A 15,917-nucleotide genomic window follows, 5' to 3' on the forward strand; every position below is an offset into this window, starting at 1 on the left:
TTACACAATACACAATACACTTTATTCTTCCCGAAGGCATTCATACTGTAAAATACTACGCTGTTGATAATCTCAACAACACCGAACTCATCAACTCAAAAACTTTTTATGTTGACGGCACACCACCTGTAACAGAAATTGTTATCGGCGAGCCGAAATTTTCTGCATTCGGCACAAATTACATCTCACCCAAAACACCGATAACATTGACAGCAAACGACCCGATAACCAATAATGTTGCCAGTGGAGTAAAATTTAGCGAGTATAGAATAGGTAGTGGTAAGTGGATAAGGTATATTTCAAGTTTTACATTAACAGAAGGCGAGCATACAATTTATCATCATTCAATAGATAATGTAGAAAATACAGAAGCAATAAAATCCTCCACAGTGTTTGTTACGATAATTCCTGATTATGCGTTAATTGGTATAGATGAAGCAAAGATAAATGGTAAGGCACAGGTAACAGGTGATGTAAGAAGCAATGGTGAAGTGGATATAAACGGTCAAGCAAAGATTATTGGTGATGTCTATAGTGAGACAGTGAAATTAAATGGGAAGGCAGAGGTTAGCGGTCAGATAATAGAGAGTGCTGTAAAAATATCGTCGGTGCCAATAGATTTGGTATTGATTAGTTCATATGCGAATCAGAACAACAATAATGCAAATATTCTTTTAACACAGAAAGGTAAAACGGTGCTTGATAAAAATTTGAGATTTAAGATTTCAGATAAAGATAGTATAACACTTTCAACTGGAGTTTATTATTTCACAGAGATAGATGTTTCAGGTGAAGCGACAGTTAATATTTCTGGGGTTGTAAACATACTCTCAACAGGCAAGGTAAAAATTTCTGGTAAAAGCAAATTTAATACAAGTGGAAACATTTCTGATTTAATAATATTTGTAGATAAAGAACAGAAAGAAGATGATAACAATAAAGGTAAAGGAAAGGATAAAGATAAAGATGATAAAATAGAGGCGGGCGAGATAAAAGTAGATGGAGAAAGCAAACTTACAGCAATTGTTTATGCACCGTATTCTGAAATAAAAGTGGATGGCAAAGGCAATGCTGTTGGCAGTTACTTTGGGCTTGAATCTGATGTAAATGGCGAAGCAACCGTTTCAGTTAATAAACCCACAACACTACTTGCTTCTGCTCCAGTATCTCAAGCGCTCAATCGTGCAATTTCTGACTTTGTAAAAGGTGAGATATATGTATATCCCAATCCCGCAAAAGGCGGGAAATATCCAACGATACACATAGAGTGTGGTGTTGCCGACAAAGTTGAAATACGAATTTACAACATCGCCGGTGAATTTATACATTCAACAGAGATTACAGAATCGCCACAGGACAGGAACAATGATGGAAAATACGAATACGAATACACTTGGGATGTCTCCGACATTGCCAGTGGCGTGTATATCTACACAATAAGGGCGAAGAAAAACGGATATTCGGACATAAAGGCAACAGGTAAGGCGGCAGTCATAAAATAAAGGAGGCAAATTTATGTCAAATTTTATAGTCAGTGAAATAATAGATGGTGATACTTTCAAAGTTAGTGGTGGTTGGAAATGGAACGATAAAACAGGAGATGCTGTTCGTCCTACAGGGTACGATACTCCAGAGAAAGGAGAATCTGGCTATGAAGAAGCAAAAAGGAAATTGACAAACTTAATTTTAAATAAGACAGTTGACATTAGAGATGTTAAAACGGTTGATAAATATGGAAGATTGGTAGCAGATGTTTATTATAATGGCCGTTATCTTGCCGAGTATTTTCCAGAGTATAAGATTTAATAAAGATTTTAGCAAAAACTGAAACGGGAGTTTTTTATGATTTTTATGACCAGAAAGATTTTTATCTGTGTAATCTGTATTTTCAATCTGTGTAATCTGTGTTTTGCAAACAGCGGAGCGTCTTTTCTTAACATCGGAACATCCGCACGAGCAATCTCAATGGGCGGGGCATATGTGGGCGTAGCAGACGACGCAAACGCAATCAGTTACAATCCCGCCGGATTATCGCAGTTAAACAGGAATGAAATAACCGCCCAGCATACTGAGTGGATAAGCGATATACGGCACGACTTTCTTGCCGGAGCGTTTCCTTTACAAAACAGCACAGTCGGTTTCAGCGTGATTTATTTATCACAGGGCAAAATAGAGGGACGGGATGAAAATAGGAACATAACTGACAGTTTCTCTGCCTACGATACCGCATTGACATTTTCTTACAGTAAGCAGATAAGCAGGACAGCAGGTAAGCAGTTAAGTTTAGGCACTAATCTGAAAATCATACAACAGAAAATAGAATCTGAAACAGCAACGGGTATCGCTTTTGACATTGGCTTACTTACTCGCTTACTCGCTCAATCGCTTAATCGCTTTACTTTCGGCTTTTCATTCCAGAATCTCGGACCGAAAATGACATTTATCTCTGAGGGTTATAATTTACCGCTAACAGCGACATTAGGTGCGGGCTACACAATAAAAAGAGCATTGACACTTGCACTTGATATTAAGCAAAAAATTTATGATAACAAAACAGAAATATCAATCGGCACAGAATATGTCCCGTTTACACCTCTTGCATTGCGGGCTGGTTATCTACTTCCCACTTCCGACTACCGACTTACTGACTTTAAAGATTTCGGCGGTGGTTTAGGACTTCGTATACTCAACTTCTCCACCGACTATGCCTTCGTCCCTTATGGCGTTCTTGGCAATACACACAGAATAAGTTTTTCAGTAAAGTTTTAGTTTGGAAGAGACCTATCTATAATTTCATATGAATAATGCGAAAATAATTGGGATTTTTTTGCAATTGGTTATCTAATATTCTTCTATGTATGGATATACCAATTTTTTCTCTTGGCAAAATATAACAAATTAAAGGAAGAAGGAAAAACCATAAATATAATATATGAAAAATAGCCTGAAGAAGTAGAATATGTTTTAACAATTTCAACATGGATAGGTTCATTCTGGGCCTATATATATTTTTATTATCAGAGATTTGATTTTTTAAAAATAGTCTCCTATTTATGAATTTAAAAGTTGCTCAATATAGTTTTATCATTGCGGTATCCATGGTTTGTTTGACATTTTTCGTTATTAAATTTCCAAAAACTATGGATAAAATTACTTTATTATATTACGCAAATACAGTCTTTTTGTTTATTCTGTTTATTGTGCGGTATACAACAAGGACAATTGTTGGATATATTTTAGATAATCATCTAATTGATTGGCTAATAAATTTACTAATAGCGTTCAGTGGTACAATGGCAATCACGAATACAGACAATATAACTGGTTGGTATATATTTATCGGATTTCTTTTCATCTTTGCTGCCATTAAGGATTATTCAATATTAAGAAAATTCAGGAAATTGAAATACAAAGTGGTTTTAAAACATGAAAGGGCATATAGAGAAAAGCATATATTAAATGAGATGGTCATAGGCGGGAGTTGTATCTTTTGGAGTTATGTTATTCCGTACATAAAAAAGAATTATCAAAATTGTGTAGTAATCATTAGCGGTGTATCAATTATGATATATGGAATAATTAGTATAATTATATATTGGCGAGAATATAACTTACGAAAGAAAGAAAATAGCAAAAATTAATAGCTATCACGTTGGGATTGTAAAGTTCACTGCTTGCCAGGCGATTTCTGTTTAATCTTTGAAAACAAAATTTAAGGAAGTAAGAAGCAATAAAGGAGAATATTTTACGAACGGTTAAAGACCAAAAAAGGTAATGGCAAAGCGATAATAGCAACAGCGAGAAAAATACTTGAGATAATCTACAACACATTGGAGAATGATTGGGTATTTGAAGATTTTAATAATTTTGTATTAGTATAAAAATTGAAACAAAGTAAATTTTCTACTCAAAACTTGATTTTTATCATAGGAGTATTCATAATGTAAATTTTGTGTATTTTGACGCTTATAGGTAAAATTTGCGGGGTGGTTAGGCACGGGTTCAAGTACCGAGTAAAGATTGAAAAAACTCGGGGCATTAGAACGAAGGACTCAAAGTCCTGCCTGATTCAGTTCAACTGTCGGTGTAGGCAACTGACACAAAAAAGTTGTTACTGGAGTGCCAAATCTCTTTGTGCTGACCACCCCACTTTGTTATATGCTTAAACTCGGCACATCTAGTTTCTCCTATCCCGACTGGAAAGGTAGTGTCTACCCACAGAAACTCCAGCCCCAAATCCCATCAAATACTGTGGACAAGAATTTGGTTTTTACTGTGTATTGATAATAAACTTAATCCTACCCCAAAATTTTTCTTGCCTTTTGACCTGAAAAAAGTATAATGATCTTGTGAAGAAATACAGATTTAATCTTATTTGCAACCAGCGAGATAAAAAGTGCAAGTATAAACGGCTTGAAAAATATACATTTTACTGTATGAACTACAAGGCAAAGATAAAATGTGATAACGAGGCGGAAAAAAAATCTTGACAAATTTGAAAAGTGAAAACAGAATGACAGCAGAAAAAAATAATAGTGATTTTTTCAGCGAACAAATTTATCGTTTGACAGTGTTTTATAATCAATTTGTTCATTTTCTGACTGACTTTTTCAGCAGTGGCGGCCTCATAATATTTTCGGACGAAGCGACAGAAAATTACTCAAAACTACTAGACAAAATCAGGGAGATTTTATCCCAAGAATGTTTTAAGGATTTAGCAGACGAGAACTGGTATCCATTTAAAAGTTTAGTTTATTTTGAAGATTTTGATATAGAATGGAAAGAGAGGAAAGAGGATTGCTATAATTTTTTAAACAGGGTAAATCATCTATATATCACTAATGGTAAAAAAAAATATCCGCTAACTAAAACCGACCAGCAAATATTTAATACGATACAAAAATGTCTGAAGAAATTGGAAGGAAAAACCCGAGAGTCACTTGAATATAAAATAAATTTGTTTAAGCAACAAATATCGCTGCTTAAGAAATTATGGGAAGTTTTAATGGACCTACTAAAAAATTGTGATGCAGGTTCATTTTTCATAGTAAATGAAAAAGTTCAGGAGATTTATATAAAACTCTATACAAAAATAGAAGAGATTATCACTTGGTCTGCATTTGAAGACCTATCCCAAATTTATGAAAGGCCGTTTAAATCATTATACGATACACCTGAAAATCTGGCAAAGACATGGAATGAAAAAGCGGAAAAAATAGTGAACTCGTTTTATGGTAAAATAATGGAAGTATATACATTATCTGGAAAACCTGCATTTGTTGAAAGTCCAGAGGATAAAAAATTTTTTGAAGAAGTAAAATTAGCACTTGCTAATTTTAAGTCATACAAATTGCAAAGGTTAAAAACTCTGAAATCCAAGCAGAAAGAAAAATTACCGCCCAAGCAAAAATACAGTTTAGAAACAAAAAAAGATAGTGTTAAATTTGAAGGTGAAGAACTCTACTATATTGATAGGCGACACAAGAAAAAGAGAACTTGTAATGCTAAGCATTCAAAAATTTTAAGTATTCTAAAGGAACAAGAAAATGAATATGTCCCAGCCGAGAAAATCATATACAAAATGTGGGATATTAAAAAAATTACCACGAATACAAAAAAGTACCACAAGAAATATTACCATCGGTTATACGAAAGAATAAAAGAGATAAAACAAGCAATTGATAGAACGAACAAAGCGTTGGGAGAAAACATAATTCAAATAAAAAGCAATACCTACAAACTCATCCTTACCAAAAAATAACTTTCCAAACTTGCCCAAATCTTGCCCAACAAAGTTGCCCAAGTTGGGCAAAACACAATTCATAAACCGATTTACCGATAATAATCCTCTTACCTAACTTGCCCAAAATTAGCCCATATGCGGGCAATCATTGACAGTATTAAATTCTGCGTTATACTTTTATTAGAGAGCCCTAATTCCAAGATACACTGAAAGCGAGCCCTGATAGAACAATTTCTAACAGAGCGAATAAAAAAAACTGGAGGTGTATCTATGGAATTATCGGATGGATTAAATTATACAGGACTTTTTTCCGAAGATGAAATTTCAATAGTAAAGAGGGTGATTGCAAATTTTAGAGCGACAAACGATTCACTCAAAAACAGTAATTTCAACGACATGTTAGAAGATATATGTGCTGATAAACTGTATCCTGCAAAAACCAAGAATAAGACACTAAAGAAATCTATGATTGTAGAAATTGTGAAAAACGCCTTATTAAATATTTTAGAACATCAAAAAACGAATAAAGAAAGGGTAAATTACGAAAAAGAATCACTTGATAAAGTAATAGTGGACGACAAAACCGGTGAAAATGTTTTTCTTATTGATATTATTCCTGATAAAATGGATTTTGAGAAACAGGTTTTAAGCAGGATGGATTTTAATATAAGAAAGAAAAAACTAACCAAAATTCAAAAGAAGATTTGTAGGTTGCTTGAATATATGTATTCAGAAAGAAAAATTGCAAAAAAATTAAAGAAGTCAAGAAACACAATTTCCGACGAGATAAAGCAGATAAGAAATATTTTTTCTGAAAAAACTTAAAAAATAGAGAGCCACTTTTGTGATTTTTCTTGTTTATATATAGTAGAGGGATAAAATGTCTAAAAGAGCACTTTTAAGGTTTACATTTCCGAAAATCAATCTTTCAGTTATAAGAACCTGTTTTAAACAGGCAATTCGCGATACTGAATTTGTGTTTGGAAAAGAAAAGGTAAAAATATCGTTTGAAGGGTATCATATTTTCAGACCGAACAAAAAAGGACTGCGAAGATTATTGATAGATGTCGGGACACCTGTTGGCGAACACATCGCAAAAATATTTACAGGGCTTTTGATAAAAAAACACAGACGATTCAGAGTAGAAAGGGTTTTTCCATAATGAGTGATTATATAAAACACATCATTGAATCCGGCAATAATAAATTAAACGGAAAATTATATTTCAAAATATTTTCGGGTGAAATAGTATATCTTGAAAAATTAGAAAGAATCTTCCCAAAAGAAAAAGCAGAAAATAAAATTCTCATACCCGTAGGGCTGTGCTCAAAATTTATTGACAGGTTAAGAAAAGACAATTTCTTCGGCAACCTTGTTTTTAGTTTCAATAACGGTAAAATAACCGAAATTAAAATAAGCCAAATATACAAATTAGAAGATATAAAAAAATTTCTCGCGTTATCAGGATAAAAAATGGAAAAACGATTATTGAATATAAACGAGGCATCAGAATATATGGGATTGAGCAAGAACACACTTTATGCCTGGGTGTGTCAGCGGAAAATTCCATTCGTAAAATGCGGTCGTCTGACAAAGTTTGATATTAGAGATATTGACAAATGGATTGAAGAAAAAAAAGTGAAAGAACAAATTTTTTAATTTGGTACGTGGTATTGACAAAATCTTTAATTTTAGTATAATTCTTACAAAGGATAAAAAAAATAAAAAAATGGCAATTTACAAAAAAGGTGAGAATTGGTATATTGATTACTATGCTCATGGGCGTAGAAAGCGAGAAAAAATAGGTCCAAGCAAAAAATTGGCTGAACAGGTTCTGGCAAAAAGAAAAGTTGAAATTGCCGAAAATAGATTTCTGGATATTAAAAGACAAAAAGAAATAACTTTTGAGAATATGGCAAAAGAATATATTGAAAGATATGCCAAATTAAATAAAAAATCTTGGATAAGCGATGTTGACTATTTAAAAAACATTATTCCATTTTTTCAAAGTAAATATCTTTTTGAAATAAATCCTCAGATGATTGAAGATTACAAAGCAAAAAGGATTCAAGACGGAGTAAAACCTTCTACTGTTAATCATGAACTTGCTTGTATGAAATGTATTTACTCTAAAGCTATTGAATGGGATAAGGCAACAGAAAACCCTGTAAAAAAAGTGAAGATGTTCAAGGTAAATGATCACCGAATACGATTCTTAGAAAAAGGTGAATTGAAATTCTTGTTGGATGTTTGTAAGGAGCCACTTAAATCAATAGTGATTTTTGCAGTTAATACAGGGATGCGATTAAGCGAAATAATAAATCTTGTTTGGGACAATGTTGATTTTGTAAGGGGATTGATTACAGTAACCAATACAAAAAATAACGAGATACGCTATATACCAGTAAATACCACTTTAAGTAATCTTTTAGAAAAACTAAAACAAAAATGTAATCCTAATAGCGCATATGTTTTTTGTGATTCAAATGGGAAAAAGTTTAAAAGATACACTATTTCACATAAATTTGCTAAGGCAGTGAAAGCTGCAAAAATAAGGAATTTTAGATTTCACGATTTAAGACACACTTTTGCAAGTTATCTTGCTATGGCAGGTGTAGATATTATGACAATTAAAGAATTGTTAGGTCACAAGAGTTTAACTATGACATTAAGGTATTCGCATCTATCACCAAATTTCAAGCGGTCAGCAGTAGAGGTTCTTTGCACACGGATGGACACTATTTGGACACCAAAGGTAAAAACTAACGGGTTGTTAAACAAAGAAAAATTTATTTTGTCGTCGGTAAAAATGTAATTTGGGCCCGTAGCTCAGCTGGTAGAGCACTTGACTTTTAATCAAGGGGTCGCGCGTTCGAATCGCGCCGGGCTCATTTTCTTATCTAACAATTGGTATATACCAATTGGTATATATTGCCGACGAGCATAATGTCAAAAAAATCAACCATTAAAGCACTTAATCTTGTCTACAAATCAGCATTAAAGATACCATTAAATATTGAAAAAGGCAGATTCACAGTTTTATCCGACCAGCATTTAGGCGATGGTAAACCAGGCAGTGATGATTTCGCAGTTAACAGAGATATTTATCTCGCTGTATTAAACTTCTATTATGAAAACGGTTTTACCATTATAGAAGTTGGCGATATAGAAGAACTATGGGAATGCGATTTTGAGAAAGTAAACTCGGTATATTCGGAAATTTATGCATTAGAGAAAAAATTTTTTGATACAGGTCGGCTTTATCGTATTTTTGGGAATCACGATATATTCTGGAGAAACAGACAATTCCAGCGAAAATTCTTGCCGTTTTATACGATTTATGAAGCGATTATGCTTGGCGATAAAATCTTTATCACACACGGTCATCAAGGCGAGTTTGTATCGGATAAGTTCTGGAAAGTCTCGAGATGGTTTGTCAGGAATATATGGAAAAATATCCAGCAACTTTTGCATATCCCATCAAACGATATTGTCCAAAATTACAAAATCCGCGATAGAAAAGAACAACTGTTTTATAACTGGGCGAAATGTAAAAAAATACTCACAATTTTCGGGCATACACACCGCGCATTTTTTGAGTCATTGTCCAAAATAGACCGTTTGCGACAGAAACTTAAAGATAGAACACTTTCTGATAATGAAAGAAAATCAATAGAAAACCGAATTAAACAATCACTCAGAGATAATCGGAAAGGTCAAAAAGAATTGCCATTAGAAGACACCCCGCTACCGTGCTATTTCAATACAGGTTGCTGCTGCTACAAAAACGGTATCACAACGATTGAAATTGAAACTGGTATGATTCGGCTTGTAAAATGGGAGCGTGGACTGAATGCGCAGAAAACTGTTAAAACTGTTTTTGAAGAAGCAGAACTTTTACCGCTACTAAAAAAAATTTCTACGATATAAAAAAACTCTTGACAAATTGCATATTTTATGTTATACTAAATCATAGAATGCGATTAGAACATTATCCAGTTAAAAAACTTGAAAAAGAGGTTTTACAAATAGTCAGTCGTTATTTAGACACTAATTTTTACAAGATTTTCTTTTTTGGTTCAAGAGTCAGAGGAACTAATTTCCCACGAGCAGATATTGATATAGGTATTGAAGGTCCTGAAGAAATCCCATCCGCTAAAAAAATCACAATTGAAGACGACCTGAATAATCTCCCAATTCTGTATAAAATTGATTTTGTTGATTTTAAGAATGTTTCAGAGGAATTTAAACAGGAAGCGTTAAAGTATAAAGAACCAATTGAGTTATGACTATTCTGAAAGATTTCCAAAAAGCAATTACCCGTTTGGATGAAGTTTTGGGTTTAGAAAAAACTGATATTGTTAGAGATTCTGCAATAAAACGATTTGAACTCTGTTTTGACCTCGCATGGAAATCAATCAGAATTCATTCTCTAAATCAAGGTGTTGAATGTAACTCACCACGGGAGTGTTTTAAGACCGCTTTCCAGTTAGCCCTAATTGATTATGATGAAAGATGGTTGAAAATGATTGACGATAGAAATTTAACGACGCATCTCTATAAAGAAGAGTCTGCCGAACAGGTTTATACTCGGTTACCAGAATATACGGAAATGTTCAAGAAACTACTGACAAAATTACAAACTGAAGATTAAATTTGACAAAAGTTTTTTAATTTTGTAAAATCATATTGAAAATGAAAAAAAACAACAAAAAATTACCTGCCCGACACCAGTCAGGCGGTGAAGAGCCATTTAGCAAGAAAGAGCAATATGTAGTTCTTTTTGAAAACCTTTCCAAACAGTTTACAGGTTTGGCGGAAGGTATCAACATGAAAGTAGATGGTTTCCGAAACGAACTTAAAGCAGATATTGCAGATGTGAAGCAAGAAATAGGTGATGTAAAGGTTGCATTAAAAGTTGTTAGAGAAGATTTAAACAAAAAAATAGATGAAACAAATCAAAAACTTGAAGAAACGAAGCAGGAACTCAAGGATGAAATACAAGGTGTAAGGCAGGAACTCAAGGATGAAATACAAGGTGTAAGGCAGGAACTCGGCGATAAAATTGACAGGATAAATATAAGAATAGAGAATCACGAAGAAAGACTTGTAAAATTAGAGAGATAAAAAATTGTGTGAGGGGGTTTTATGAAAAACGCAGAACAGACACGGAACAGAAAGTCAGCGATTAAGCAAACAGCGATTAAGCGATTAAGTGTCTTTGCTATTTGCTATTCGCTATTTGCTGTCTCTATTTCTTGCCTCTATGCTGGTTTCACCGGTGATTTTTCACAGTCCGGTGGTGCGGTCTATGATGGCACAAGCAATGACTCTGGCCAGGATGTGGCGGTTGATACAATTACAATAGGCGGACCGTATACATATGTTGTTGGGTATTCATCAATAGGGGTTAATATAAATGATTATTTCACTATAAAATACGATGCAGCAGGGAATGTCCTTTCTTCCGCTACTTTTAATGGTGGGAATAATGATGGTGGCTATGATATAGCGGTGGACAATTCCGGCAATGTATATGTTACTGGTTGGTCAAATAACGGTACAAATGATGACTGTGTTACAATAAAATATAATTCATCACTTGTATTTCAATCCTCTGCTGCATTTAATTGGGGGTATAATGATAGTGGCGATGGTATAGCGGTGGACAATTCCGGCAATGTATATGTTACGGGCTATTCATATAACGGCACAAATCTTGACTGTGTAACAATAAAATATAATAGTTCATTGGTCTTTCAGTCCACTGCTGTATTTAATAGTGGGTATGATGATCGTGGCGATGGTATAGCGGTGGACAATTCCGGCAATGTATATGTTACGGGCTATTCATATAACGGCACAAATTATGACTGTGTGACAATAAAATATAATAGTTCTCTTGTATTTCAGTCCTCAGCTGCATTTAATGGTGGAAGTGATGATTGGGGCTTTGGTATAGCGGTGGACAATTCCGGCAATGTATATGTTACTGGTCGTTCAGATAACGGCACAAATGATGACTGTGTTACAATAAAATATAATAGTTCTTTGGTATTTCAGTCCTCTGTTGTATTTAATGGTGGAGGTGCTGATTCTGGCAAAGGTATAGCGGTGGACAATTCCGGCAATGTATATGTTACTGGTTATTCAAATAACGGCACAAATAATGACTATGTGACAATAAAATATAATTCATCACTTGTATTTCAGTCCTCTGCTGCATTTAATGGTGGGAGTGGTGATGTGGGCTCTGATATAGCGGTGGACAATTCCGGCAATGTATATGTTACGGGACAATCAAATAACGGTACAAATTGGGACTACTGCACAATCAGGTATCAATTACCCGATGCACCACCATCAGCAGGGACAATTTCGGGTGGCGTTACTTATTCAGGACCGCTTTCAGGGAATTATGCAATAGTGATAGCAACCATAGCAATAGCAACGCCGCCGAGCATCGCAGGTGGTATCGTGTTTTCTACGATGAACGCATCAGGCAACTTCACTGCCTCAGAACTGCCAGTTCCTAATACATTCTATATCCTTGCATTCAGGGATGTTAACGGTAATGGGAACCCTGATGTCGACAGAGAGCCGTGGAATGTCAATGTTGGCTTGGTAAATCCTGCACTAATATATATGCCATCCGCTCAAAATGTAGATGTTGGAAATATCACGCTGTATGATTGGGGTCGTATTTCAGGAAGTATTACAAAAACAAGCACACAGACAGGAGTGATTCTGATAATAGCGAGTGGTACTGCTACAACTGACCCGAATTTTGGGAGTTGGGTTCTTATGCCAAGCACTAATATAGCTGTTGGAAATTATACTGTAGCAGTTGCAACTGCGTGGAATCCTGTAAAAATTACCGCGTTTATTGATAACTACTCTTCTCTTAACGGTAACCTTGATCCAGGAGAACACTATTATGAATCCAACGCAACATTCACAGTTACAGCAGGTGGTATAACACCGCTGAACATAGTTATCTCGTCACCAGTAGCACCTACTGCACCTGCTGCACCAACGGGTTTTGCAGGGACAAGCCCTGCTACTACATCTATTATTTGGACTTGGACTGATAATTCTTCAGATGAAACCGGTTTCCGTGTAAAAACATCTACAGGTGGAACAATCAAAAGTTTAGCAGAAGACGCAACCTCATGGACTGAAACAGACCTTTCTGTGAATACTCAATACACACGCTATGTTGAGGTTTATAATTCTACTGGCACAAATTCATCTTCCACAGCTTCAAAATATACACTTGCGAACCCACCGTCAGGAACGCAGATTACGCAGATTTCATCAACTACGATTACGCTGAACTGGTCAAGTGATAATCCTTCTGGCACAAGATATGGAATCTTGCGGTCATTAGATAGTGGATTTACATCTCCTACTACATTAAAAGCATTTTCAGATAATTATACTTCTACTTCTTATCTTGCTTCTGACCTCTTGCCTCTTACTTCTTATTGGTTTAAAGTGAATGCGTTTAATGGCGATGAGCTTGCAACTGCGTTTGATACAACAATCTCTACACGAACAAGACCAGCACTACCTGCAAGAATAGCAAATCTTTATGCATGGACAGGGTATTATCCGGGTCAGGTATATCTCGGCTGGTCTGCTCCAGTTGGTGCGGCGTATTATATTCTGAAGTATTCAACAAACCCGATTACAAACAGCACACAATTTGATAATGCAACCACATATACACAGAATTGGACACCACTGCCTGCGGGCTGGTGGGAAGGTACAAAAATAATAGAGGGCTTGACAGCAGGTCAATTGTATTACTTCAATATAGTTGCGGTCAATGCAGATGGCGTAGTAAGCGCGATTTCTAATACTTTCTCTTGCAAAGCGAAAGAAGGGCTGTTTATCAGCGGTAAAATTACTGATATTTCAGGTAATGGTGTAAGCGGGGTTAGTGTGAAACTGTCTACAACTACTGATGGCACCACAATTCAAGAAGTCACAACTAATGCAAATGGTGCTTACAAATTCACAAACCTTACTACTAGTTCATATATCATTAAACCAACTTCAACAGATTACAGATTCAGTCCAAAAGACAAATATATCTGGCGGCTATATTACAGTTGGGATTATCAGGATTTTGTCGCTGCACCAGTCGGTGTAGTAGGCACAATTTCAGGCATAATTAAAGATACAGCAACACTTACAGGTATCCAAGGTGCGAATGTATATCTGTATAATTATACAAGTTATATGTATGCAGGTTCTGTAACAACAGACGCTACCGGCTATTACCAACTTACAGAACTGCCAATAGATAAATACCAGATTGAAGTAAGTTCTTCAGGCTATATTAGATCAGTATACAGTGGAAAAACATCTTTGTGGGCAGGTGATGCTGTGATTGTCTCTTCAGGTGTAACTACCACCGTCAACTTCTCATTATCAAAAACAAGTTCTATCTCAGGCAAAGTTGTTGACCAGAATGGTGATGCCTACCCGGAAGGGTTCAGATTCTACTTGAATGCACACAAAGAGGATTGGTCTACTACAAGGGGGTGGGCTTATACTGATTATAATTATTCCGGGAATTACAAAATAGAAGGACTTACAGCAGGTGACTATACGATCTGGATGTATCACTACACACCGGATTGGGAGTTTGTACGTGCTGTGTATTATTCAACAACAACCGAATATGGTGTGAGTGATTGGCGAGATGCATCATATATAAATGTGCCCGCATCTACTGACACAACTAATATGAACTTCGTTGTCTGGCGTGATACAATAGCACCATCAGGTAGGTTCGTTATCAATTATGCAACCGCAACAACTACAAAATCTAAATATGTGAAACTATCACTTTCGTTAACAGATGTTTCACCAAGCGGTGTTCAAAAAATCGCTCTGTCTAATGATGGTGAGAATTATACACACTGGAAGGATTACAATGCTACGCAACGCTGGTCGCTGTCTGAATCAACCGGTACAAAAACTGTGTACCTTAAAGCAAAAGATAAAGCCGGTAATTTCGCAGTCTTTACTGATGATATTGACTATACTGGCGAGTTCATACCGCCAGCAGTTTCTACAACACCACAAGTTACCGGCGGTGCTGTGAAATACGACCCGAATACAGGCCAGATGATGCTAATTATGTCTCGCAGTGCATTGGAACGAAAAGTAGATGTGAGTGTCCCGCTCTCTTATCAGGCAGATAAAGTGTGGGCAATCTATAAAGATGTTGAATACCTGCTCTCAGAAAGTTATGAAAATAATATCTATACATATTCGGGAACGCTCACTATACCACAAGGGAATTATATGGAAACTAATGATATCATCATCAAAATTATCACCAAAGATGGAGAAGTTATAGAGTTTGTCTACGGTACTGTTGAACTAGTAGACCCATCCGGCTATGTGTTCAATAGTGATAACGGTGAAAAGATAGAAGGTGCAACTGTGACTTTATACTGGTATAATCCGGCTACTTCACAATTTGAACAAGCAGACCAGTCTAAAGTCAGTTATGACCCAACTATAAATCCACAATCAACAAGTGATGATGGCTATTACGGCTGGGATGTTCAAGCAGGAAATTATTATGTAAAAGTCACAGCAGATTGGTATAATGATAAACAAAGCAGTGTCGTATCCGTGCCACCTGAAGTAACAGACCTGCATGTCAGTATGCTACCACAGGATACAACTGCACCTGTTATTGTTGACTTTGCGATAAACGGTAGTTCATGGAATGCGGTTACAAATTCAAGAAGTGTAACATTGGCACTTACAGTAACCGACGAACTGTCAGGTGCTAATAAGATGTGGATTTCTAATGATTCCTACACATCAGGCGGTAGCTGGGAAAAAATCAATACTACAAAAAATTGGACACTCTCAGAAGGTGAAGGTATTAAGACAGTATATCTCAAGGTAAAAGATAAATGTGGTAATACTACACAAAAGAGTGCAAAAATCAGGTTATCTACTACTGCGGATAATTTAGAGAATGTAAAGGTTTATCCGAACCCGTACAAGCCCGGTGCAACAGGTGCTGATGCAAAGTTCTCAGACCCGCAAGAAGGCACAGGTGTTGTATTTGACCGCTTGACTGCAAAAGCAAATATCAAGGTCTACAACATAGCAGGTGAACTTGTAGCAGAACTGGATG

The 15,917-nt window shown here is 35.6% G+C and carries 15 protein-coding genes, 1 tRNA gene and 1 pseudogene; all 17 read left to right on the forward strand.

Going from position 1 to position 15,917, the window contains the following annotated elements:
- On the forward strand, nucleotides 1-1,502 hold a 1,502-nt coding region (locus AB1349_09225; protein ID MEW6557522.1), incomplete at its 5' end, for a T9SS type A sorting domain-containing protein.
- Between the two features lie 13 nt (nucleotides 1,503-1,515).
- On the forward strand, nucleotides 1,516-1,806 hold the full coding sequence (locus AB1349_09230) for a thermonuclease family protein (protein ID MEW6557523.1): 291 nt from the start codon (nucleotides 1,516-1,518) through the stop codon (nucleotides 1,804-1,806).
- A 45-nt stretch (nucleotides 1,807-1,851) separates the two neighbouring features.
- Nucleotides 1,852-2,769, forward strand: a complete 918-nt coding sequence (locus AB1349_09235) for a PorV/PorQ family protein (GenBank protein ID MEW6557524.1) — start codon at nucleotides 1,852-1,854, stop codon at nucleotides 2,767-2,769.
- Between the two features lie 371 nt (nucleotides 2,770-3,140).
- Nucleotides 3,141-3,641: a hypothetical protein gene (locus tag AB1349_09240; GenBank protein ID MEW6557525.1), complete on the forward strand. Its 501-nt coding sequence runs from the start codon at nucleotides 3,141-3,143 to the stop codon at nucleotides 3,639-3,641.
- Nucleotides 3,642-3,737: 96 nt separating this feature from the next.
- Nucleotides 3,738-3,881, forward strand: a pseudogene (locus AB1349_09245) (IS110 family transposase).
- A 632-nt stretch (nucleotides 3,882-4,513) separates the two neighbouring features.
- Nucleotides 4,514-5,761: a hypothetical protein gene (locus AB1349_09250; GenBank protein ID MEW6557526.1), complete on the forward strand. Its 1,248-nt coding sequence runs from the start codon at nucleotides 4,514-4,516 to the stop codon at nucleotides 5,759-5,761.
- Nucleotides 5,762-6,013: 252 nt separating this feature from the next.
- On the forward strand, nucleotides 6,014-6,568 hold the full coding sequence (locus tag AB1349_09255; GenBank protein MEW6557527.1) for a helix-turn-helix domain-containing protein: 555 nt from the start codon (nucleotides 6,014-6,016) through the stop codon (nucleotides 6,566-6,568).
- A 55-nt stretch (nucleotides 6,569-6,623) separates the two neighbouring features.
- Complete coding sequence (locus AB1349_09260; protein ID MEW6557528.1) at nucleotides 6,624-6,905, forward strand: hypothetical protein; 282 nt, start codon at nucleotides 6,624-6,626, stop codon at nucleotides 6,903-6,905.
- Nucleotides 6,905-7,213: a hypothetical protein gene (locus tag AB1349_09265; protein ID MEW6557529.1), complete on the forward strand. Its 309-nt coding sequence runs from the start codon at nucleotides 6,905-6,907 to the stop codon at nucleotides 7,211-7,213. The genes AB1349_09260 and AB1349_09265 overlap by 1 nt, the downstream gene beginning before the upstream one ends.
- A 3-nt stretch (nucleotides 7,214-7,216) precedes the next feature.
- A complete protein-coding gene (locus tag AB1349_09270; GenBank protein MEW6557530.1) occupies nucleotides 7,217-7,402 on the forward strand; it encodes a helix-turn-helix domain-containing protein in 186 nt (61 codons plus the stop codon).
- Between the two features lie 70 nt (nucleotides 7,403-7,472).
- Nucleotides 7,473-8,558: a tyrosine-type recombinase/integrase gene (locus AB1349_09275; protein MEW6557531.1), complete on the forward strand. Its 1,086-nt coding sequence runs from the start codon at nucleotides 7,473-7,475 to the stop codon at nucleotides 8,556-8,558.
- A 3-nt stretch (nucleotides 8,559-8,561) separates the two neighbouring features.
- A tRNA-Lys gene (locus AB1349_09280) sits at nucleotides 8,562-8,634 on the forward strand.
- A gap of 55 nt (nucleotides 8,635-8,689) precedes the next feature.
- Nucleotides 8,690-9,673, forward strand: coding sequence for a metallophosphoesterase (locus AB1349_09285; protein ID MEW6557532.1), 984 nt, complete (start codon nucleotides 8,690-8,692; stop codon nucleotides 9,671-9,673).
- Nucleotides 9,674-9,720: 47 nt separating this feature from the next.
- The gene (locus AB1349_09290; GenBank protein ID MEW6557533.1) at nucleotides 9,721-10,032 is read left to right on the forward strand and encodes a nucleotidyltransferase domain-containing protein; all 312 of its coding nucleotides are present in this window, start codon (nucleotides 9,721-9,723) and stop codon (nucleotides 10,030-10,032) included.
- Nucleotides 10,029-10,397, forward strand: coding sequence for an HI0074 family nucleotidyltransferase substrate-binding subunit (locus tag AB1349_09295; GenBank protein MEW6557534.1), 369 nt, complete (start codon nucleotides 10,029-10,031; stop codon nucleotides 10,395-10,397). The genes AB1349_09290 and AB1349_09295 overlap by 4 nt, the downstream gene beginning before the upstream one ends.
- A gap of 35 nt (nucleotides 10,398-10,432) precedes the next feature.
- Entirely contained in the window at nucleotides 10,433-10,870 is a 438-nt protein-coding gene (locus AB1349_09300) for a hypothetical protein (GenBank protein ID MEW6557535.1), read from the forward strand.
- Nucleotides 10,871-10,891: 21 nt separating this feature from the next.
- A partial coding sequence (locus AB1349_09305) for a carboxypeptidase regulatory-like domain-containing protein (GenBank protein ID MEW6557536.1) occupies nucleotides 10,892-15,917 on the forward strand: 5,026 nt, incomplete at its 3' end.

The sequence above is a fragment of the Elusimicrobiota bacterium genome (genome assembly GCA_040757695.1).
Taxonomy (GTDB): domain Bacteria; phylum Elusimicrobiota; class UBA8919; order UBA8919; family UBA8919; genus JBFLWK01.